This is a genomic window from Bacillus sp. NTK071 (assembly GCF_017303315.1).
GTDB lineage: Bacteria > Bacillota > Bacilli > Bacillales > Guptibacillaceae > Guptibacillus.
On record NZ_JAFKOI010000002.1, the window covers coordinates 607146 to 629863 of the forward strand.

A 22718-nucleotide genomic window follows, 5' to 3' on the forward strand; every position below is an offset into this window, starting at 1 on the left:
GAGAGCGGTTGATTTGAGCTCCAGGATGCTCGCTTTCCGTGGGGCGGGCGGTGAGCCTCCTTCCGCTCCAATCAACTTCGATATGTGAATTTCTAAAACATAAACCTTAATCATTTCGAAAGAACCTTCTCTAGATAATTTGCCACTTTCTTAGAACATGAACTAGCTGATCTTCAGATTCTTTTAGTGATCCTGTGTTATCAATTATTGCATCCGCTAGTTCTTTCTTCTTTTCTATTGGCATTTGTGATTGAATTCTCTCGGTAGCTTCTTGTTCAGTACTTCCGTCTCGTTCCATTAATCTCTTCAACTGTGTTGAAGGGTCAACGTATACAAGAAGCGTTCGTTCGACCAAATGATTCAATTCACTTTCATATAGAAGAGGAATATCAAGCACAACATGAGGTTCTCCTTGTTTTTTATAAGAAGCTACCTCTTCAAGCATACGTTTTCGAATAGCTGGATGTAGGATGCTATTGAGGAGTTTACGCTTATCCTCATTGTTGAAAATAACAGAACCGAGCTTTTTTCGATCAAGACCTCCATCTTCTGCTTTCATTTCTGAACCAAATGACAGAAAGATCTCTTCTAATGCGGACTCACCCGGTTCTACAACCTGCCTAGCAATAACATCTGCATCAACAATTGGTATGTTATGGTTTCTGATCATATCTGCTACAGTACTTTTTCCACTAGCAATTCCACCGGTAAGTCCTATATCCATCGTTTCCTCCTCGAGGGCTACATCCTCATGAAGCCCAGAATTATTAATAAACAACCAGGTAAGTACGATAATTTATCCATCCACTTAATAGAAGACGCAACATTTCCAAACTTTAGTCCAAGTAGAACAAAAAACGAACTCATACATGCGATTAGTATTGATGTTTCAATAGGAGAATAACCAATCATAGAGGCTCCTACCCCTGCTCCAAACGCATCTAACGAAAGAGCAGCACCAAGCATAATCGCCTCAATTCCAGTTATTGTTCCTGAATCATCAAAATCGGCTGTCGTCGGTTTTCGTAATATACTGATAACAACGCCTAGGGAACGAATTTCAAAATGAAGAAGAATACGCTCTGAAACCGTCCTTTCTTCATCTTTAGTATTACGGAACATTTGGTACAGTACCCAGGCACCCAAAGCAATAAGAATAAACCCTCCTACACGCTGAGCCGCAATATCTGATATCCATAACTGTAGAATGGACCCAAACCCCATTGCGATCAACATGGAGACCGCCGAGCAAATTGAAATGATTAGAATCGACTTGAAAGGAATTTTCATCCTTCGTAAGCCATATGTTAAGCCAACTCCAAAACCGTCAACACTAACAGCAAATGCTAAGAAAAAAAGAGAAACCCAGTACATTGGCGAACTCCTTCCATACTGAAATCTTAAATAGTATATGAAAGGAGCCCATCCAACGCTACGAGTTACTCATTCACCTGGCATATTGGACAATAAGTAGTGCCTCGTCCACCAACCACAATCTTTTCAAGTAAATGGTTACAATTCTTACATTCCAGTCCAGATCGTCCGTAAACAAACAGATTGTCCTGATACGTACCTATTTTCCCCTGGCTGTTTACATAGGAACGAATAGTACTGCCCCCTTTGTTTACAGCTTCACTTAGTGTGTCTACGATTTCAAGCTGGAGACGCTCTATTTCACATTCATTAAGCGTTGAAGCAATTCGCTCAGGGTGAATTCCTGCCTTAAATAGTGCCTCGTCTACATAAATATTGCCTAGTCCAACGACTAGTGTTTGATCAAGTAGCACTGTTTTTACTTTCCGAGTCGTTTTCTTAAACCCCTCTTTTAAGACATCTACAGTAAATTGTGGAGAAAAAGGCTCGTGACCTAGCTGTGCAAGTGGTAATACTGATTCTTCTGTTCCGATTGGGAACAAATGCATAGTGCCAAACTTTCGCACATCGTGGTAACGAAGCTCTGTTCCATCATCAAAAATAAAAAATACATGTGTATGATGATCAGCTTCTTCATCAGACTGACTCATTCGATATTTGCCCTCCATCCGAAGGTGCGAAACAATCACATCTTCTTCAAGGAAGAGCTTTAGGAACTTTCCTCTTCGCTCAACGCCTTTAAACGACTGTCCAATCACTTTTAATTTGAATTCCTCAACATCATCTGGCCTCTTAATAATTTTGGGCCATTTCACAATAATATCGGTAATTTTCTTACCTACAATTAATTCTTCTAGCGTTCGCTTAACTGTTTCTACTTCTGGTAACTCAGGCATATCTCCCTCTCCTTTGATGCCTACTTCGCATCATACCAAGTGGAGCCATACTCATAATCAACCTTCAAAGGTACATCCAGTTTGATTGCAGATTCCATCACTTCAGGTACGATACGTTTTAACGTTTCAATCTCTTCCTCAGGTGCTTCAAAAATGAGTTCATCGTGTACTTGAAGTAGCATACGCGCCTGAAGATTCTCTTCTTTAAGACGTGTATCCATTTGAACCATAGCTAACTTAATAATATCTGCAGCTGTTCCCTGAATCGGTGTGTTCATCGCTGTACGCTCAGCGAATCCTCGCTGATTAAAGTTTCTTGAATTAATTTCAGGAAGATATCTTCTTCTTTGCATTAATGTCGAAACAAAGCCATCTTGCTTAGCTTCTGAAACAACATCTTCCATATACCTTTTTACACCAGGAAAACTCTCAAGATAACGGTCTATAAATTCTCCTGCTTCTTTCCTTGATATCCCAATGCTTTGCGAAAGTCCATAGTCACTTATTCCGTAAACAATACCAAAGTTTACAGCTTTTGCATGTCTCCTCATGTCTGATGTGACATCGTCTTTCTCAACGTCGAAAACATTCATGGCGGTTTTTGTATGAATATCTTCACCATTTTGGAATGCCTCAATTAAATTCTCATCTTTAGCAATGTGAGCAAGAACTCGTAATTCAATTTGAGAATAATCAGCTGCAAACATGACCCAATTGCTCGTTGAAGGAACAAAAGCTTTTCTTATTTTGCGACCTTCTTCAAGACGAATCGGAATGTTTTGTAGATTAGGATCTGTTGAACTTAATCGTCCTGTTTGTGTTAATGCCTGATTAAATCGCGTATGGATTTTGCCAGTATCAGAATAAATAACTTTGAGGAGTCCCTCAACGTACGTTGAGTTCAACTTTCCAAGCTGGCGATATAGAAGAATCTCTGGTATAACGTCATGCTTGCTCTCAAGCTTTTCAAGTACATCAGCTGAAGTAGAATATCCCGTCTTCGTTTTCTTAATAACCGGAAGTTCCAGTTTATCAAATAGAACCTCACCTAATTGCTTAGGAGAATTGATATTGAATTCAGTGCCAGCTAGTTCGAAAATTCGAGCTTCAATAGCACTAAGCTTTTTGTTTAACTCTCCGCCCATTTTCTCAAGGAACTTTGTATCTACAGATACACCTTTTGTTTCCATTTCTCCAAGCACTAGGGTTAATGGCATTTCAAGATCTTGAAAAAGTTCATATTGTTCATTCTTTCTAAGCTGCTCTTCAAGCGTTTCCTTCAACTGAAAGACTGCATAGGCTTTTCTAACAAGATGATCAGCTAGTTCGTTTTCTTCAGGTATCTTCCGCTTAGCGCCTTTTCCATAAATTGTTTCATCAGATGAAACAATGGAAAAACCTTCACGTCTTGAAATGGCTGATAAGTCATGAGTGGATTCAGATGGGTTGAGCAGGTACGAGGCAATGACTAAATCGAACGTAATACCTTTTAATGCAATTCCCTTCCAACCTAGGGCAACAACAGCGCGTTTTGCATCAAACACCCATTTTTTCTGAGATTGGTCTTCTAGAAATGTTCTGAACAAGTCTGAAGACATAGCGAGATCAGTAGGAAGATAGAAATTCCCGTTCTCATTAATAATTGAGAATCCTTGAATTTCTGCGTTATGATAATTTTCTTCCATCACTTCGACAATCATTGCTGAAGGACTGACTAAATGATGTTCTTCAATTTGTTGTAGTGTTTCAAAATTCAAATCATCGATTTCGGTTTCTTCAACGACTTCTTCAGCTCCAATGCGGCTAAGCAGAGACTTAAAGCCAAGATCACTAAATAATGCTGCAACAGCGTCACGATCAAACCCGCTGTACGCCAAATCTTTCATCTCTAAATCAAGAGGAGTTTCTTTAAAAATGGTAACGAGCTCTTTGCTCATCATCGCTTTATCTTGATTCTCTTCTAGCTTTTCTTTTAATTTCTTACCTGAAACCTCATCGATTGATTCATATACTGCTTCTACCGTTCCAAACTGTTTTAATAGTTTAAGCGCAGTTTTCTCTCCTACACCTGGTACGCCAGGAATGTTATCGGAATTATCCCCCATCAAAGCTTTCATATCGATTATCTGATCTGGTGTAAGTCCATATTTTTCATTTAAAAACGCCGGATCATATGTATCAATATCAGTGATTCCTTTACGGGTTAAAGCAACATGAACATTGTTAGAAACAAGTTGAAGGAGGTCTTTATCTCCTGAATAAATTTTGACATCCCAATCTTCTTTGTCTGCAAGTAGCGACACTGTACCAATAATATCATCGGCTTCATAATCCTTAATCTCATACCGCTTAATATCAAATGCATCAAGAACTTCACGAATAACAGGGAATTGTTCACTTAATTCAGAAGGGGTCTTCTGACGACCACCCTTATACTCGGTATAGGTTTTGTGCCGAAAAGTTGTTTTACCAGCATCAAATGCAACAAGCATATGTGTTGGCGACTCATTTTCAATAATTTTTAGAAGCATCGTTGTAAAACCAAGTACAGCATTGGTGTAAACGCCTTTATCGTTATTTAACAGTGGTAGTGCAAAAAACGCACGGTACGCTATGCTGTTTCCATCAATTAGTACAAGTTTATTCTTCAATAGAAAGCCTCCCATTCTAATGCAATCGACGTCTCTTAAAAGCATATAAAAACGCCTGCTTTCTCCATTTTACCACGTTGGCAAAAAGAAAGAAAAACAAGCGATGAGGTAACAGTTAACATGGAAACACGTTTTAAATAAGAATAACGGCCATAACTTTCACAAACCATAAAAAAAGGAGACGAGATAAACTCGTCTCAAAAAATGCTCTCGTCATGATGAAGGGGTCAATTGTTACTTTACAGAAAGAGTTTAAAGGACATATAAACAAAATGTAAAGAAAACGTAAATATTAAAATTTACGTTTCTTTAATAGCGAAATCAGGAATGTTGTTCCCTTCCCAGGATCACTATCCACTCGAATCTTTCCGTTATGTGCCTCAATGAGGTGTTTTACAATCGCAAGGCCAAGCCCTGTTCCACCTGAATTTCTGCTTCTTGCCCGATCAACACGATAGAAACGTTCAAATATCCGAGGTATTTCCTCTTTACTTATACCTATGCCGTTATCAGATATCATAAAGTCAACGGTTTCACTGGCTTCTTTAACTGAAATATCAACCTTGCCATTTTCTTGTGTATAGGTAAGGCTATTTGCAATTAAATTAAGAAAAACCTGTTTTAACCTGTGAACATCCCCTTTAATACTAAGGTTACCTTCATACTCTACAGATAATTCTATTTTCTTTTTATCTGCCTTACTCTTAGTCATGAGCAGACAATCATCTATAATTTCTTGTAAATCTGCATCTTGCCAGTTTAATGAAAAATGCTTTTGTTCCATTTTAGATAAATCTAATAAATCTTGAATGAGACTTTGAAGACGATCACTTTCATTGAGAATGATTGTAAGAAACCTTGTACGAAACGCTTTGTTCTCCATTGCACCATCCAATAATGTCTCAGCAAATCCTTTTAATGAAGTAACTGGTGTTTTCAATTCATGCGAAACATTCGCAACAAAATCTTTACGCATTTGTTCAAGTTTTTTCAATTCAGTAATATCGTGAAATACAAGTACGACACCTTTTAATTTATCATCATGATCAAGAATTGGCGCGCCCGAAACATCAAAGTGACGAATTTCGATGCCTACTTGAAGCTCAACCTGTTTCCTCACTGTTTTCTCTACCAAAAGCGTTTCCTCTACAAGGCGTATAATTTCCCGATATGGGATTGCCTCATAATAAAGAGAATCAATATATTCTTTAGAATGGATACCAAAGGTTTCTTTATAAAAACGATTCACAAGGTTAATATAACCCTTTGTATCAATCAGAATTAACCCGCTATCCATGTTCTCGATTAACGTCATTAATCGATTTTGTTGAATCTCATACGAAGATGTCATATTTTGTAAATTGCGAGCTAGAATATTTAATGCATGACTTAATTGGCCAGTTTCATCAAGTTTGTACTCGTAAGTCCTTGCCTGAAAATTTCCAGAAGCAAGCTCGTTCGCAACTTTCAATGCACCTTCAAGAGGCTTGGTTAACTGATTAGAGATGCGCAGGCTTATGTATATAATAATGAAAAAAGCCGTTGCAAATGAAATAATTAATATAAGCCACATATTTGACAATGCTTCTTGACTTGCACCCTCGAATAAGATTCCTTCAAATAAATTTCCTAGAAAGACAATCATAATTAAAAATACAAAAAAGAGGATAACAAATTGGGCATTAAGAAACCGAGAGCGAAACTTTTTCATTAAATTGAGGGCTCCTCTAACTTATAACCGAGTCCTCGTATCGTCTTAATATATTCAGGTTTACGGGTGTTTTGTTCAATCTTCTCCCGTAGATGACTAACATGAACATCAACAATTCTCGTATCACCAACGAAATCATAATCCCAAACTGCACTTAGAAGCTGCTCTCTAGTAAGAACACGTCCCTTGTGACGAACAAGGTATACCAATAATTCAAACTCTTTTGGCGTCACTTCCATTATCTGTCCCTGGAAATATGCTTCATAGTTATTTGGGAAAACGTCTAATTGGCCAACTTGAATCTTCTCTTCTTCTTCCATTTCAGAAGCCGTTTTTGATTCTTCAAGCTGCTTTACTCGTCTTAGAATTGCTTTCACACGAGCAACTACTTCTCTTGGACTAAATGGTTTTGTCATATAATCATCAGCTCCGAGTTCGAGACCGAGTACCTTATCAAATTCGTCGTCCTTCGCGGTAAGCATAAGAACAGGTGTGTGAATATGACGTTGCCTTAATTCTTTACATACTTCTAATCCATCCATCTCAGGCAACATCAGATCAAGAATGATGCAGTTAGGCTTTTCAGCCAAAACAACTTCAAGAGCTTCAGCTCCATTTTCAGCTGTTACAACCTCATAACCTGCTTGTTCAAGATTAAATTGCAGCAATGTCAAAATTGACATTTCATCATCGACAACTAGAATTTTTTGACTCATTGTAAAATCCCCCTAACGAATTTCCCCATTCATCAATGCCGATACCGAAAGTCAGGCATTTGTGTTTATTTTAGCCTGAATACTCTCATCATACTATTTTTTTTGGTAAGGCAAAAGAAGAACTTGTTTTACGCTTGATTAAAAGCGCTTTCTCTTAATAGCGACAAAACAAAAAGAGCCGTATGTAGGCTCTTAAAAATTATCAAATGATGTTGTTTTTGTTAAAGGCTTAGCAGGATAAGGTGGACACACTGTAAACCTACCTTCAAGAACCGAATCACCCGCTTCATTTGTACCTTCTACACGAATAAGAACTTCATGAGCTTCCCTTGAAACCTCAATCACTTCAAACTGGAAGTGTACAGTTTCATAGTGATAAACAGGATTGTTATATGTCACTTCATTCTTTTTAATACTACTACCTGGCCCAGGCAGGTATTTAGAAATCGCACCAGTTACAATCGCCAGAAGCATGATTTGAGGGACGATAGGTTTTTTGAATGGTGTCATAGATGCATAATCATGTTGAATGAAAAGAGGATTGTTATCATTTGAAAGCCCAAGATATAAAAGTAAATCACGATCTTCTATCTTCTCTGTTACTTCAAGCTTTTCCCCTGCAGTTATTTCTTCAATCATACGACCTATTTTTCGTTTTTTACCTAAAAGCATAGCTACTCCCCTTCCGCATAAGAAAGCGCTTTCTATTGTTGTGTAAAAAGAGATCCGGCTTGCACCGGATCTTCTTATTTAATTTAATACTGTCATCACTTTACGAACAGAGTCAGCTGACTTGTCTAGCTCTTTCTTCTCATCAGCAGTTAAATCTAATTCGATAATTTCTTCAATCCCACTTCCACCAAGGATTGTTGGTACGCCAAGATATAGTCCATCATAACCATACTCGCCCTCAAGATAGGCAATTGTAGGAAGAACACGTCGCTGATCCTTCAAGATTGCCTCAGCCATTTCTACAAGAGAAGCGGCTGGCGCATAGTAGGCACTACCATTTCCTAACAGACTAACGATTTCTCCGCCACCTTTACGCGTTCGTTCCACAATTTCCGCGAGGCGTTCTTCAGAAATAAGGCTTTGAAGTGGAATACCTCCTGCAAACGAATAGCGTACAAGTGGTACCATATCATCTCCATGACCACCAAGAACGAAACCAGTAATATCTTTAACTGATAAGTTAAGTTCTTCAGCAATGAACGAACGGAATCGCGCAGAATCAAGAATTCCTGATTGACCAATGACACGGTTTTTCGGAAGACCAGACTCCTTGTATACCGTGTAAGTCATTGCATCAACCGGATTTGTTAGAACAACAATTATGGTGTCCGGCGAATATCTCACAATTTCCTTCGTTACGCTTTTCATTATTTTAGCATTAGTATTAACCAGATCATCTCGGCTCATTCCAGGTTTTCTAGCGATACCTGCGGTAATTACAACAATGTCTGAATTAGCTGTATCCTCGTAGTTTGAAGTACCTGAGATTTTAGAATCAAATCCTTGTACAGGGCTCGCTTCAAACATATCGAGTGCCTTACCCTTTGTAGGACCTTCTTGATTTGGAATGTCTACAAGAACGACATCAGCAAGCTCTTTTTGAGCTAGTAAAAAAGCTGTAGTTGCTCCAGTAAAACCAGCACCAATAACGGAAACTTTTTTGCGTTTCATTGTCATTTGTAAGCCACTCCTTTAATCCAGTTCTTAAGTTTATAAACTTAGTCCATGTTGTTGATGAGTTCGTCACCAAACTCCGAAGTTTTCACTTCTGTTGCTCCATCCATAAGACGAGCAAAGTCATACGTTACAACCTTATTAGCGATTGTTTTCTCCATTGAATCGAGAACAAGCTTCGCTGCTTCGCCCCATCCAATGTGTTCAAGCATTAGAACACCAGAAAGGATGACAGATGAAGGGTTCACTTTATCAAGACCAGCATATTTCGGAGCAGTACCATGAGTAGCTTCGAAAATAGCATGTCCAGTTTCATAGTTAATATTTGCTCCAGGAGCAATACCAATTCCGCCAACCTGCGCTGCAAGAGCATCAGAAACATAATCACCGTTCAAATTCATTGTTGCTACTACATCAAATTCTGCTGGACGAGTAAGGATCTGTTGCAAGAAGATATCCGCAATGGAATCTTTCACAATCAGCTTGCCTTCTGCTTCTGCTTTTGACTGTGCTTCATTCGCAGCTTCCTTGCCTTTTTCTTCAACAAGGCGGTCGTACTCTGCCCAAGTGAAGACTTTATCACCGAATTCTTGCTCAGCAACTTCATAGCCCCAGTTTTTGAATGCACCTTCTGTAAATTTCATAATATTACCTTTATGAACAAGTGTTACATTTTTACGGCCTTCATCAAGAGCATATTGAATTGCTGCACGTACTAGACGCTTTGTTCCTTCTTCAGATACAGGTTTAATACCGATACCTGATGTTTCAGGGAAACGAATATTCTTCGAGCCCATTTCATCTTGTAGGAAAGAGATAATTTTCTTAACCTCATCCGTGCCTTTTTGGAATTCAATTCCAGCATAGATGTCTTCAGTATTTTCACGGAAAATGACCATATCCGTGTCTTCAGGACGCTTCACTGGTGAAGGAACTCCTTTGAAATAGCGAACAGGACGAAGGCATGTAAACAAATCCAATTCCTGACGAAGAGCAACATTAAGAGAGCGGATGCCTCCTCCCACTGGAGTTGTTAGAGGTCCTTTAATCGCAATTATGTATTCTCGAATTGCATCAAGGGTATCGGCTGGTAGCCATTCACCTGTTTTATCAAATGCCTTTTGACCAGCGTATACTTCCTTCCATACGATTTTCTTTTTACCGCCGTATGCCTTGTCTACTGCTCCTTCAAGAACTTTAGAGGCAGCTGCCCAAATATCAGGACCTGTGCCGTCTCCTTCGATAAATGGAATGATTGCATGATCTGGAACGTTTAGTACCCCATTATTTACGGTAATCTTCTCTCCATTTGCCATTTTTAATTCCTCCTACTGAATTTACTTATCTTTGAAAAAAGGGAAGATTATCTCTTCCCCTATCTTTTCTATCGATCTTCAACACTCACATAAGTCTGATTTGTTGATCCAATATATTCGGCACGTGGACGAATTAAGCGGTTGTTGCTGTATTGTTCAAGAATGTGCCCAATCCAGCCTGATACACGGCTTACAGCAAATAGTGGTGTAAACAAGTCATGATCGATGCCGAGGCTATGATAAACAGATGCAGAATAGAAATCTACGTTTGGTGGAAGTCCCTTTTCATTCGTTACGACTTCTTCCATCTTAGTTGACATCTCGTACCACTTTGTTTCACCAGTTAGTTCAGTTAGTTTACGAGACATTTCTCTTAAATGCTTCGCACGAGGATCTCCCGTTTTGTAAACGCGGTGTCCAAAGCCCATAATTTTTTCTTTATTCTCAAAAGCATTCTGTAAATAAGATTCTACGTTTTCCACGCTATCAATCTCACTTAGCATAGCCATTACGCGCTCGTTAGCACCACCGTGAAGTGGTCCTTTAAGTGCACCAATAGCAGCTGTTACACCAGAATACATATCTGAAAGCGTAGCCACACATACGCGAGCAGTAAATGTTGACGCATTTAGCTCGTGATCAGCGTGTAGAACAAGAGCCTTATTAATTGCTGTTACAGCTACCTCTTCTGGTAATTCTCCAGTTAGTGTATACAAAAAGTTAGCAGCAAAACTTAGATTTTTCTTTGGCTCAACAGGATCTTTTCCTTCACGAACACGTGAAAAAGCTGTTACAACTGTAGGGATTTTCGCCTGTAAACGAATCGCCTTACGATAGTTGGCTTCTTCACTCATATCATCTGCTTCCTCATCATAAAGTGCAAGTGTAGACACAGCTGTACGAAGAGCAGCCATCGGGTGTACTTTATCAATGGGATAAGCTTTCATTTGACTAACAATTTCTTTAGGAATTGTCGCATTTTCTGCGAGCTCAGCAGTGAACTCATCAAGTTCTGCTTTATTTGGAAGTTTATCATTCCATAATAAATAAATTACCTCTTCAAAACTAGCATTCGTAGCGAGGTCATCGATGTTGTATCCTCTATATGTTAAAACGTCGTTTACAATGGAACTAATCGATGATGTTGTTGCAACTACGCCTTCTAAACCGCGAGTAGTCGTCATACGTTTCCCTCTCCTTTTCCATATTATTGGCTCTAGTATTTTCTAAAAATTCTGCTTTGATAACGCTTTTAAAACGCTCCAAAAAAATAAGAACCTATGTACAAAGATGGTGCGTCAGTTCTCATTATAAACAATTCTCTGATATTTGTGAATGAATATGTATGATTTCGTCCATTCCTTTTTTTCTCAGGTTGTCTAATTATGCGGTAACACGAAAGGTGTTAGATCGCTAAATCACTTGTCTGAACGGTTGTTCAGGTGAAAAGTTCGACAATTTTCATAGCCATGTACGCGATACCAGCACCAATGAGCGGTCCAACAGCTATTCCCTGGAAGACTGCTACAGCAAGTATTGTACCAAATACAAGAGCCGTAGTAATGTGAGGATCATTTTGGAGTAAAACAATCCCTTTTGAAGCGATTACCGCAACAAAAATCCCAGATGCCATTGCAATCCAAGCATATGAGGACTTTACAGCTTCACCAAGTTGCTTGAAACCTATCTCACCAGTTGCAATTGGTATAAGAACCGCTATCGTAATAATTGTAACTCCCCAGGAAATGCCTTTCGATTGAATGATAGGAAATACCCTGTCACCAAGTCCAATCACTTTCACAATAAGTAGAAAAGCAACCGCTATAATAAGCGAACTATTCTTTGCAATAAGTGCGATGCCCATTAAGATTAGCAGGAATATGGAGGACTGAGAAATTATAGTCATATTGTTCCCTCTTTCACATTAACAGAACTACTTTAGCATAACAAACTTTAGTGAATTAAGCACGAAATCCGAAAACATACAATTGATTGTATGGAATCGTGAGGTGTAATATATAGGAAAAGCTATAGAAGGAGGTTCCTGATGAACTGGAAATACGTCCATAGATTTCTTCGTTTCTTATTAGTGATCGCTATCATTATTCTTACCTTGATCGCCTGTTATTATATCTGGCACCTAGCATTTCCGTTCGTCATTGCGCTTTTCCTTGCATTTCTAATAAATCCGTTGGTTGATCTTCTAGAAAGAAGAGGAAAAATCCCAAGGCCATTTTCTGTTGCGCTATCGATTCTGTTTCTGATCGGTGTTCTTGCAGCGTTCATTGCCCTTCTGGTAAACGAAATTGTTCAGGGTATTGTATATATTGCAAATGTACTCCCAGGAAACTTTCAAGAAATAGTCTTATTCGTTGAAGATCTGTTTGTTTCACATGTGATGCCGCTCTACAATCAACTTGAAGACCTGTTTAAGGATTTAAACAAAGACCAGCAAACAACCGTTATTGATAATATTCAATCAATAGGTACGACGGTAACAGCAACCGTTACAAACACTCTCCAGTCTCTTGTAGAAGGAATTCGTTCATTAATTGTGAGCTTACCAACAATATTAACAGTCCTTGTCTTTTCAATGCTTGCTACTTTTTTCATCAGTAAGGACTGGTACAAATTTATAAATTGGGTGAAGAAAAAAGTATCAACAGATGTCCAGAAAAGCATAGGAACTGTTTATGTCGATTTAAGAAGAGCATTATTCGGGTTTCTTAAAGCCCAGTTGACGCTAATATCTATGACAGCAGTTATCGTTCTCGTTGGTTTACTTATATTAAGAGTAGATTACGCAATTACTATTGCGATAATCATAGGTTTCGTGGATCTTCTTCCGTATCTTGGAACTGGTGCAATTTTTGTTCCCTGGATGATTTATTCTTTCCTTACAGGAAATTACGGATTAACCATTGGCCTATCGATTTTATACGGAGTTGTGGTTATACAACGACAAGTAATGGAACCAAAGGTACTGTCATCTAACATTGGTCTAGACCCTCTTGCTACGTTAATCGCTTTATTTGTAGGGTTTCAGGTCTTGGGTTTTCTCGGCTTAATCATTGGCCCTGTTTTACTCGTAGTTGTTAAAACCCTATACCACGCTAATGTATTTAAAGATGTTTGGCGGTTTATTATGAAGTAGATGAAGTTGCGGTAGACAAAATAAAAAGCTTGTAGGTATATGTCTAAACTATACCTACAAGCTTTTTAACTTAACATTATCTTTTTACTTCATTACCATCATAGCTTTTCACTTCTAAAGGAGCAACCAAATATTCTGGTGCTCTCTCAACGAAAGCTCTGAAGTGCTGGCTTTGACCATGTTCCTCTACTGCATCAAGGCTCTCCCAAATTTCTACCATAGTATATGCATTTTCTTGTTCAACATCTTTCATAAGAGTGTAAGAGATGTTACCTTTTTCTTTTCTAGACTCTTCAACAAGAGTGCGAACTTCTTCAAGAAATGCTTCTTCTTTAGCTTTGTTAATTTGTAATCCTGCATGTGTAATAATCATCGTTTCATTCCTCAATTCTATTGTTTTATTTCCATTCTGTAATAGACTCAATTGGTAAGCGAACGGATTGATAACCCTCATTTGCAGCTTTACCAATCGAAATCAACATAACTGGATAATAGCGGTCTTTGTCCATACCATAAGCTTCAGCAATTTGATCTTTTTCATAACCACCGATCGGATTTGTATCATAACCATGTGCACGTGCTGCAAGCATTAATTGCATCGAAACCAAACCACCATCAATTACATTCATTTCTTTGAATTGGTCTGGTGACATGGTTTCTAATAAACCTTTAATAGCAGGAAGCTGTCGATCTCTTACTTCTGCAGGCATGTACCCTTTTTCTACAGCAGAATCGTAGATCTCATCTGCGTAGTCCAAGCTATTCATGTCAACAAAAACAGCAATCATTGCTGAAGAAGTTTCGACCTGAGTCTGATTAAATTTAGCAAGTGGTGCTAATGTAGCTTTCCCTTCGTCACTATCAATAACCACAAAACGCCATGGTTGAAGATTAACTGAAGATGGAGCAAGAGTAGCTTCTGTTAATATTTCCGTCATTTCATCTTTGCTAATTTTCACTGATGGATCATAGTGGCGGATTGAACGGCGACCAGTGATAATTTCATTAAAATCATTAATTTTTGTTGCATTCATTCTTAAAATCTCCTTCTGAAAAATTCTAGTTAGTATTGAATGTCTTTTACATTCTTTTGAATACGAGAAAGCATATTTGATAGTGAAGTTTGTTCTTCTTCACTAAAGTCTCTTAATACTTTTGTGATAAACTGCTCTTTTTCTTTTCGAAATGAAACAATCCTTTCACGACCTTCATCCGTTAAGCTTACAAAGGTGAATCGATTATCATTCGGGTTTTTCCTACGAGTCACCATGCCTTTTCCCTCAAGTTGCTTTATGTGTCTTGTTACAGCGGCAGAGTCAATATTCACTTCCTTCTGCAACGCCGACTGGCTAGTTTCGTCCACTTCAAACAGCTTATGAAGAAGATCTAAGCGAGACTGGCTGATACCAGTGCATCTTTCGAATTTAGGACTAATCTGCTTAAATATCTCATTCAACTGATATAATATCTTACCTTCATCTGAAAATAGATTCGACAAAAACTTTCCTCCTCAAATCAATTGACGGGTCAATAGTTGACTCGTCAATTAATATAATACAGATTTGAAACACGATCAACTAATACGACTTGAAGCTATGATTAACTACATTCAGGTCTACTAAAAGCTGAATGGAGCGGAAATCAACCACTATTTCTATAGTAAAAATCCCTATCTTTTTATAAACATAAACTGCCCATTCTTCATTTTGCGTTCAATGAATGTCAACATCCAGCGTTTAAATGGTTTTCTAGTAGCTGGAATGAGAAGCAAGAAGCCTACTGCATCTGTAATAAAGCCGGGAGTTAGTAACACAACACCACCGATAAGGATACATAACCCATCAAGAATGGCATCACCAGGCATCTGGCCCGTTTGCATTTGTCTATTCACTTTCTGAATAGCTTCTGATCCTTCTCTTCGAGCAAGCCAAGCACCAAGTACTCCGGTGCTGATAATGAGTAGAACCGTTGGAATAAGACCCAGCGTTCTCCCAGATAACAGCAAAAGTGCTATCTCTAAAGCTGGCACTATAATAATAAATAGTAATAAAATACGAAACATGATGAAAGCTCCCTCAATCATAATCGGGACATCTTCCCGTTACATCTATTATACGCGATTTATACTCCTTTTCGAACCATCACGCTTTAAGTGGCAATTATAAGACATATTAGTTGGTTATCCTATGAATTTCTTTAATACAAAAGACTGTCGATTAATCGACAGCCTTTTAAGCAGTTCTATTTTATAAAATACTCGTTTTGCCGTTATAAATAATACCTGTTGAAGCATCCAGTGTAACTTGCTGACCTTCTTCAAAGAGAGTAGTTGCATTTTCAAGGCCAACTACAACTGGTAGACCAAGGCTTAGACCGACAACAGCTGCATGGCAAGTAAGACCGCCTTCTTCTGTGATAAGTCCAGCTGCTTTCTCTAGCGCAGGAACCATATCTTTGTCAGAACCGATTGTCACAAGAATAGTATCTGCGTCTGCTTTTTCAATCGCTTCTTCAGCTGTTCTTGCGATAGCAATTCTTCCAGAAGTCGATGTTCTACCGATTCCCTGTGCTTTTGCAAGAATGTCACCAATCACATGTACTTTCATCAAGTTTGTTGTACCTGATTCTCCAACCGGTACTCCTGCTGTAATCACAACAGTGTCCCCGTGGTTTACGATACCAGATTGAATAGAAGCATCAACTGCTACTTCAAGCATCTCATCTGTCGTTTTCACTTTGTGACCTTCTTGAGCATGTACACCCCACACAAGAGCAAGCTTGCGGCATACACTAGCAGTATTTGTAACAGCAACAATCGGTGCCTTCGGGCGGTATTTAGAGATCATACGAGCTGTATGACCGCTCTCAGTAGCCGTAATGATTGCTGGTACATTCAAGTTGTAAGCTGTATGAGCTACAGATTCACTGATTGCGTTTGTTGTGTTTGTTTCAGTCTCCTTACTTCTTACAGAAAGAAGCTCACGGAAGTTAAGCGATTTTTCAGTGTAAGAAGCAATGTTATGCATCGTTTGAACTGCTTCAACAGGATAAGAACCTGCTGCTGTTTCACCTGAAAGCATAATTGCATCTGTGCCATCAAGAATAGCGTTTGCCACATCACTCGCCTCTGCACGTGTCGGGCGTGGGTTACGCTGCATAGAATCAAGCATTTGTGTTGCTGTGATAACAGGTTTACCTAGTGCATTACATTTTTTAATAAGCTGCTTCTGTACAAGCGGTACTTCTTCAGCTGGAATCTCAACACCAAGGTCTCCACGAGCTACCATCAATCCGTCAGAAATTTCAAGGATTGAATCAATATTATCTACACCTTCACGGTTTTCGATCTTAGGAACAATCTGGATGTCAGTTGCTTTATGCTTTTCTAAAAGCTTACGAATATCAAGAACATCTGAAACGCGACGAACGAAAGATGCTGCAATGAAATCAACACCCTGTTCAATCCCAAATTCAATATCAGCTGCATCTTTATCAGTAATACCAGGAAGATTAACGCTCACGTTTGGTACGTTAACACCTTTTTTGTTTTTTAGAGTACCGTTATTAAGTACTTCTGTATAAAGTTCATTCTTTTCTACTTGCTTAACTTCAAGCTCAATCAAACCATCGTCTAGTAGAATCTTAGATCCTACATGAACATCGTTAACAAGGTCTGGATACGTAACAGAGATCTTTTCAGTTGTTCCAAGCACTTCTTCCATAGAAACAATTAGCTGTTGACCAGCTACAAGATCAATTCCACCATTTTCCATGTTATTCGTACGGATTTCCGGTCCTTTTGTATCTAGAAGAATCGCAACGTTCTTACCTAGCTTTTCAGCTACAGTGCGAATCGTTTTAATACGTGCGCCGTGTTCTTCAAAATCACCGTGTGAGAAATTAAGACGAGCAACGTTCATACCTGCTTGAATTAATTTTTCTAATGTTTGTTCGTCCTCACTTGCTGGTCCTATCGTACAGACAATTTTCGTTTTACGCATGGGCCTGTCTCCTCCTAAAAGCTATTCTTCGCTTAGTTTTCATCAATACTTGACTGTTATGCACTATATTTTAGACATTACGATACACCCCTTATATGAAGGGGTGAACCAACCATCTAGATGTTAAATAGATAATTCTTTCGCAAGTTGACACATTTTTTGATTCACTTCATGTGGCAGTGCAAGCGCTTCGTTTATATCAAGATCAACAATCTCATTGTTCTGAATGCCAACCGTTCTACCTTCTGCTCCTTCAAGAAGCAGTTCCACAGCTCTCGCACCAAGGCGGCTTGCAAGCACTCGGTCAGCAGCTGTCGGAGAACCACCACGTTGTACGTGACCAAGCACAGTTACACGGGTCTCCATATTCATTTCTTCTTGAATTTGTTTACCAATTTCAACTCCGCTTCCAACACCTTCAGCAACTACTATGATGCTGTGGCGTTTACCACGATCATGTCCTCGCTTCAATCGGCTCAATATATCAGCCATTTCGAACTTCTCTTCAGGGATTAGAATCGATTCTGCACCGTCAGCGAGTCCCGACCATAGAGCAATGTCACCTGCATCGCGACCCATAACTTCAATCACATATGTACGCTCATGAGAGGTCGCTGTATCACGAATTTTATCAATAGCTTGAATAACAGTGTTTAGAGCTGTATCAAAGCCAATAGTAAAATCAGTTCCTGGAATGTCGTTGTCGATCGTACCAGGAATTCCGATAGTTGGAAAGCCGTGACCAGTTAGCTTCTGAGCTCCACGGTATGAACCGTCTCCTCCAATAACTACTAGTCCTTCGATTCCGAATTTCTTCAGATTCTCTACACCTTTTAATTGTCCTTCAAGTGTCTTAAATTCAGGACAACGGGCCGAATAAAGCATTGTCCCGCCACGGTGAATAATATCAGCTACAGAGCCGATTTCCATTTTCTTTATATTTCCATTCATCAACCCGGTGTACCCGTGATAGATGCCGTATACTTCAATATCATGGTAGATCGCCTTACGAACAACAGCACGGATGGCCGCGTTCATTCCCGGTGAGTCTCCTCCGCTGGTTAAAACACCAATACGTTTCATACCTGTTCACCTCATTAATTCTTTGTGTTACTAAAATATCAAATACAACCGTTGAATACAATAGCTAAGCTAGCTCGTAAAAAAGTGCTTTCTCTTTATTGAGAAAGCACTTTCCTTATTTTAAGCCAATGGTATCGGTTACAAACGTATATTGTCCAATATTTCTGTATTTTTCATAGCGATGCTCAACAAGTTCTTCTTTGGTAAGTTGTGTCAATTCTTCAAGGGATTTGGAAAGTGCTTGGTGGATCGACGTGGCTTGCTCTTCAATGTTTCTGTGCGCGCCGCCTTTTACTTCAGGGATGATCTCATCGATTACATTAAGCTCTTTCAAATCAGGTGCTGTAATTTTCATCGTATCTGCAGCCTGCTGTGCAAGTCCTGAATCTTTCCATAAAAGTGCTGCTGCTCCTTCTGGAGATATAACAGAGTACCAAGAATTCTCAAGCATATGAACGTGATTCCCTACACCGATAGCTAGAGCCCCTCCACTTGCACCTTCTCCTATAACGATGCAAATAATCGGTACAGTTAATCCAGCCATTTCTATCAAATTGCGTGCAATCGCTTCACTTTGTCCTCTTTCCTCTGCTGCTTTCCCGGGGAATGCTCCTTTCGTATCTAACAAGAATACGACTGGACGATTGAATTTCTCCGCCTGTTTCATAAGGCGCAGTGCCTTACGATAACCTTCTGGGTGAGGCATACCAAAATTCCTTCGTAAATTTTCCTTCGTATCTTTACCTCTCTGATGACCAATCACAGTCACAGGCTTTCCTTCAAACGTTGCAATACCTCCAACTATCGCTTCATCGTCACCGAAGAGACGATCGCCGTGGAGCTCAAGAAAGTCTTGAAAAACACGGTCAATATAGTCATAGGTAGTCGGACGTTCTGGATGACGAGCAAGTTGTACACGGTTCCATGCCGTGAGATTCTCATATATTTCTTCTTCCATTTTGGAAAGTCTTTTCTGTAAACGCGAAACCTCATCAGTCAAATCAACGTTCTTCTCTTCCATAAAGGCATTCAGTTCTGTAATTTTGTCTTCAAGCTCTTGAAGTGGTCTTTCAAAATCAAGGCGCTGTGCCATTATCTCTCACCCCTGTTTCCGTGAATCATTAATACTTTACTAAGCGTCTTCCTCATATCAGCACGGTGAATGACGCGATCAAGTTGTCCGTGATGCAATAGAAATTCTGCCGTTTGAAAATCCTCTGGGAGATCTTCTCGAATTGTTTGCTCAATTATACGTCTACCAGCAAAACCAATTAAGGCTTTTGGCTCTGCAAAATTAAAATCACCAACTGAAGCAAAACTAGCAGAAACTCCCCCAGTTGTAGGATGTGTCATAATTGAAATGAACAGTCCTCCATGGTCGCTAAATCGTTTCAGGGCAACACTTGATTTTGCCATTTGCATTAGGCTTAAGACACCTTCCTGCATGCGAGCACCTCCGGATGCAGTAAAGATAATGAAAGGAATCTTTTCCTTATCCGCATGTTCAATAGCTCTTGTGATTTTCTCTCCAACTACTGACCCCATACTACCCATCCGAAAGCGAGCATCCATCACAGCGATTGCCGTTCGCTGGCCGTCGATCGTTCCTTCACCTGTAACAACAGCTTCATTAAGGGAAGATTTCTTTTGATCTTTCTCAAGACGTTCGACGTAGTCAGGAAAAGAAAGTGGATTCTCAGATATCATATCAGCATCCAATTCCTTGAACGATCCCTCATCAAGCGTATTCTTTAGCCGTTCAGGAGCGGACATTTGGTGATGATACCCACACCTCACACATACTTTATGTGATTTCTCCAGTTCCTTTGTATAAATAATACTTTTACAGCCAGGACATTTCGTCATAATACCTTCAGGAACATCCTGTTTTATTTTATCTGAGGGAACCGTCGCATATTTTTTCTTCTTGTTGAATAGATCCTTTAACAATGTTGACCATCCCTTTCACCTTATAAATCAAGTTGTTTATTCTTCCATTCTCTTCATTTCATATTGATCCAGTAGCAGAATTGCTTTCTCCTGGTCTTTCATAGAAAGTGCTTCAATGAGTTCTTCATAATATACAGAGGGACGAAACGTTAAATGATGCCAGATTGTCTGGTGATAGTCTGCAAGCTCGCCCCATAATCTCATTAACAAATAGTTTCCTGTTGATGAAACAATGATTCGAAAGAAAGCTGTATCAAACTCAGTAGAGAAAATATCTCCCTCTGAAGAGTTGTCCTTATGTTCCATCATAGTTCTTAAACGCAAAAGATATTCATCGGATATCCGTTCACACGCCACTCTTAGAATATCTTTTTCGATTAGTTTTCTAGTTTCTAGTAAATCCTCTCTAGACTTTGTGTCTTTAAGAATAAAAGAAGCGATTACTTCAACTAATCGATGATCTTTTGCATTCGCTATAAATGTTCCTTCACCTCGTCTTGTCTCAATAAGGCCAAGCATTTCCATTGATCTCAATGCTTCCCTGACAGACGATCTTCCAGCATTTAAGCGCTCAGAAAGCTCCCTTTCTGAAGGGAGCTTATCACCTGTCTGCAAACCATCATTGTATATAATCGCTTTAATCTTCTGAAGGATATCCTGATAAACTTTTCTTTGGGTTGTCATAGAAAATCAACACCCTTCCCTAACCCTGACCAATCATTTGCCTTCTTAATTCCTAACAGAGCCTTTATTCGATTATTAGCTGGCTCTAGATCAGGGCTAGCGTTGGTTGAACCGCAAGAAAAAAGTGAGAAAGTCAAACTCTTCCCCACTTACTCGTTATCTTCTTCAATGATAGCAAGAGAACGCGTTTTTTCTTTAACAGCTTCAGGGTCAACGTTTATACGTGCTACTCCGGTTTCCATTGCTGCCTTCGCTACGCTCGCTGCAACAGCAGGCGCTACACGTGGATCAAATGGAGCAGGGATTACATAATCCGCATTAAGGTCTTCTTCTGCTACTAATCCTGCGATAGCATGTACAGCAGCCACTTTCATATCTTCATTAATATGTGTCGCACGAACATCTAGCGCACCTCTGAATATACCTGGGAATGCAAGAACATTATTAATTTGGTTCGGGAAGTCGGAACGTCCTGTTCCAATAACTCTAGCACCTGCTTCTCGTGCATCATCAGGCATTATTTCAGGATTCGGATTTGCCATGGCGAAAATGATTGGTTCCACATTCATTGATTGGACCATTTCCTTCGTTAGTGCTCCTTCAACAGAAACACCAATAAACACATCCATGTCAGCGATCACTTCTTTTAATGACCCCTCTGCTTTATCTCGGTTTGTATACTTTGCAACTTCAGCTTTTACGTCATTCATTCCGTAAGAACGACCTTCATAAATAGCACCCTTTGAATCGCACATGATAATATCTTTCACACCAAAACGATTCAATAGTTTAATAATAGCAATACCTGCAGCTCCTGCCCCGTTAATAACAACCTTTATTTCGCTCATTTTTTTATCAGATAATTTAAGAGCATTAACAAGACCTGCAACGGTTACAATTGCCGTTCCATGTTGATCATCGTGGAAGATTGGTATATTGGTTTCTTTTTTAAGGCGTTCCTCAATGACAAAGCAATTTGGCGCAGCAATATCTTCAAGGTTGATCCCACCAAAAGTAGGCTCCATCAACTTAACAGTTTGAACAATTTGATCAACATCAGTTGTATTCAAGCAGATTGGAAATGCATCTACACCTGCAAAGCTTTTAAAAAGAACTGCTTTTCCTTCCATTACTGGGAGTGCTGCCTCTGGGCCAATATTTCCAAGTCCTAGAACAGCTGTACCGTCGGATACGACAGCCACCATGTTCCCTTTCATTGTATATTCGTATACTTTGTTCTTATCATCATAAATTTCTTTACACGGCTCTGCTACTCCTGGTGAATAAGCAAGGGATAAATCTGTTGCATTTCGAACTGGCACCTTAGATTTTGATTCAAGCTTTCCCTGTCTCACGCGATGAATATGTAGAGCTTCTTCTCTCGTAATGGACAATAAACCCACTCTCCTTTTTCCAGAAGCATTATTAGATTATGGTAATTTCCCTAGCACATTTGGGCAGTGGTCAGACCACTCTATTTTCACCATTATAACAAA

22 protein-coding genes are annotated in these 22718 nt (G+C 39.3%); 1 reads left to right on the plus strand and 21 read right to left on the minus strand.

Features of this window, described 5'->3' with window-relative positions:
• Window positions 1–130 precede the first annotated feature (130 nt).
• The 11 genes from coaE to JI666_RS07460 all read right to left on the minus strand — a co-directional run bounded on the left by coaE (window position 131) and on the right by JI666_RS07460 (window position 12250).
• Entirely contained in the window at window positions 131–724 is a 594-nt protein-coding gene (coaE, locus tag JI666_RS07410) for a dephospho-CoA kinase (protein WP_206890254.1), read from the minus strand.
• A 17-nt stretch (window positions 725–741) separates the two neighbouring features.
• Window positions 742–1374 carry a sporulation membrane protein YtaF gene (gene ytaF / locus JI666_RS07415; RefSeq protein ID WP_206890257.1) on the minus strand — a complete coding sequence of 211 codons (633 nt, stop codon included), beginning with the start codon at window positions 1372–1374 and terminating at the stop codon, window positions 742–744.
• A 65-nt stretch (window positions 1375–1439) separates the two neighbouring features.
• On the minus strand, window positions 1440–2270 hold the full coding sequence (mutM, locus tag JI666_RS07420) for a DNA-formamidopyrimidine glycosylase (protein ID WP_206890259.1): 831 nt from the start codon (window positions 2268–2270) through the stop codon (window positions 1440–1442).
• A 20-nt stretch (window positions 2271–2290) separates the two neighbouring features.
• Entirely contained in the window at window positions 2291–4921 is a 2631-nt protein-coding gene (gene polA, locus JI666_RS07425) for a DNA polymerase I (RefSeq protein WP_206890261.1), read from the minus strand.
• 292 nt (window positions 4922–5213) lie between these two features.
• Complete coding sequence (pnpS, locus tag JI666_RS07430; protein WP_206890263.1) at window positions 5214–6632, minus strand: two-component system histidine kinase PnpS; 1419 nt, start codon at window positions 6630–6632, stop codon at window positions 5214–5216.
• On the minus strand, window positions 6632–7348 hold the full coding sequence (locus JI666_RS07435) for a response regulator transcription factor (protein ID WP_206890265.1): 717 nt from the start codon (window positions 7346–7348) through the stop codon (window positions 6632–6634). Before JI666_RS07435 ends, pnpS begins: the two co-directional genes overlap by 1 nt.
• 192 nt (window positions 7349–7540) lie before the next feature.
• On the minus strand, window positions 7541–8020 hold the full coding sequence (locus tag JI666_RS07440) for a MaoC family dehydratase (RefSeq protein ID WP_206890266.1): 480 nt from the start codon (window positions 8018–8020) through the stop codon (window positions 7541–7543).
• 78 nt (window positions 8021–8098) lie between these two features.
• Entirely contained in the window at window positions 8099–9037 is a 939-nt protein-coding gene (mdh, locus tag JI666_RS07445; RefSeq protein WP_206890267.1) for a malate dehydrogenase, read from the minus strand.
• 41 nt (window positions 9038–9078) lie between these two features.
• Complete coding sequence (gene icd / locus JI666_RS07450) at window positions 9079–10350, minus strand: NADP-dependent isocitrate dehydrogenase (protein WP_206890268.1); 1272 nt, start codon at window positions 10348–10350, stop codon at window positions 9079–9081.
• A gap of 68 nt (window positions 10351–10418) precedes the next feature.
• Window positions 10419–11534 carry a citrate synthase gene (gene citZ, locus JI666_RS07455; RefSeq protein WP_206890269.1) on the minus strand — a complete coding sequence of 372 codons (1116 nt, stop codon included), beginning with the start codon at window positions 11532–11534 and terminating at the stop codon, window positions 10419–10421.
• 254 nt (window positions 11535–11788) lie between these two features.
• Window positions 11789–12250, minus strand: coding sequence for a DUF441 domain-containing protein (locus tag JI666_RS07460; protein WP_206890414.1), 462 nt, complete (start codon window positions 12248–12250; stop codon window positions 11789–11791).
• 147 nt (window positions 12251–12397) lie between these two features.
• Here JI666_RS07460 and ytvI point away from each other — a divergent pair, with 147 nt between their 5' ends.
• Window positions 12398–13504 (plus strand): sporulation integral membrane protein YtvI, encoded by a 1107-nt coding sequence (gene ytvI, locus JI666_RS07465; RefSeq protein WP_206890271.1) that lies wholly within the window; start codon window positions 12398–12400, stop codon window positions 13502–13504.
• Window positions 13505–13580: 76 nt separating this feature from the next.
• Here the strand turns inward: ytvI and JI666_RS07470 are convergent, their stop codons facing one another.
• The 10 genes from JI666_RS07470 to ystJ all read right to left on the minus strand — a co-directional run bounded on the left by JI666_RS07470 (window position 13581) and on the right by ystJ (window position 22610).
• Complete coding sequence (locus JI666_RS07470) at window positions 13581–13877, minus strand: putative quinol monooxygenase (RefSeq protein ID WP_206890273.1); 297 nt, start codon at window positions 13875–13877, stop codon at window positions 13581–13583.
• A 25-nt stretch (window positions 13878–13902) separates the two neighbouring features.
• The gene (locus JI666_RS07475; RefSeq protein ID WP_206890276.1) at window positions 13903–14538 is read right to left on the minus strand and encodes a nitroreductase family protein; all 636 of its coding nucleotides are present in this window, start codon (window positions 14536–14538) and stop codon (window positions 13903–13905) included.
• A 29-nt stretch (window positions 14539–14567) separates the two neighbouring features.
• Window positions 14568–15002: a MarR family winged helix-turn-helix transcriptional regulator gene (locus JI666_RS07480; RefSeq protein WP_206890279.1), complete on the minus strand. Its 435-nt coding sequence runs from the start codon at window positions 15000–15002 to the stop codon at window positions 14568–14570.
• 171 nt (window positions 15003–15173) lie between these two features.
• Complete coding sequence (locus JI666_RS07485; RefSeq protein ID WP_206890282.1) at window positions 15174–15566, minus strand: FxsA family protein; 393 nt, start codon at window positions 15564–15566, stop codon at window positions 15174–15176.
• Between the two features lie 184 nt (window positions 15567–15750).
• Window positions 15751–17505: a pyruvate kinase gene (pyk, locus tag JI666_RS07490; RefSeq protein WP_206890285.1), complete on the minus strand. Its 1755-nt coding sequence runs from the start codon at window positions 17503–17505 to the stop codon at window positions 15751–15753.
• Between the two features lie 123 nt (window positions 17506–17628).
• Window positions 17629–18588: a 6-phosphofructokinase gene (gene pfkA / locus JI666_RS07495; protein ID WP_206890288.1), complete on the minus strand. Its 960-nt coding sequence runs from the start codon at window positions 18586–18588 to the stop codon at window positions 17629–17631.
• Window positions 18589–18703: 115 nt separating this feature from the next.
• Window positions 18704–19681, minus strand: coding sequence for an acetyl-CoA carboxylase carboxyl transferase subunit alpha (accA, locus tag JI666_RS07500; protein WP_206890291.1), 978 nt, complete (start codon window positions 19679–19681; stop codon window positions 18704–18706).
• On the minus strand, window positions 19681–20538 hold the full coding sequence (gene accD, locus JI666_RS07505) for an acetyl-CoA carboxylase, carboxyltransferase subunit beta (RefSeq protein WP_206890293.1): 858 nt from the start codon (window positions 20536–20538) through the stop codon (window positions 19681–19683). Before accD ends, accA begins: the two co-directional genes overlap by 1 nt.
• Window positions 20539–20574: 36 nt before the next feature.
• Window positions 20575–21222 (minus strand): FadR/GntR family transcriptional regulator, encoded by a 648-nt coding sequence (locus JI666_RS07510; protein WP_206890295.1) that lies wholly within the window; start codon window positions 21220–21222, stop codon window positions 20575–20577.
• Between the two features lie 149 nt (window positions 21223–21371).
• The gene (ystJ, locus tag JI666_RS07515) at window positions 21372–22610 is read right to left on the minus strand and encodes an NADP-dependent malic enzyme (RefSeq protein ID WP_414635133.1); all 1239 of its coding nucleotides are present in this window, start codon (window positions 22608–22610) and stop codon (window positions 21372–21374) included.
• Between the last annotated feature and the right edge of the window lie 108 nt (window positions 22611–22718).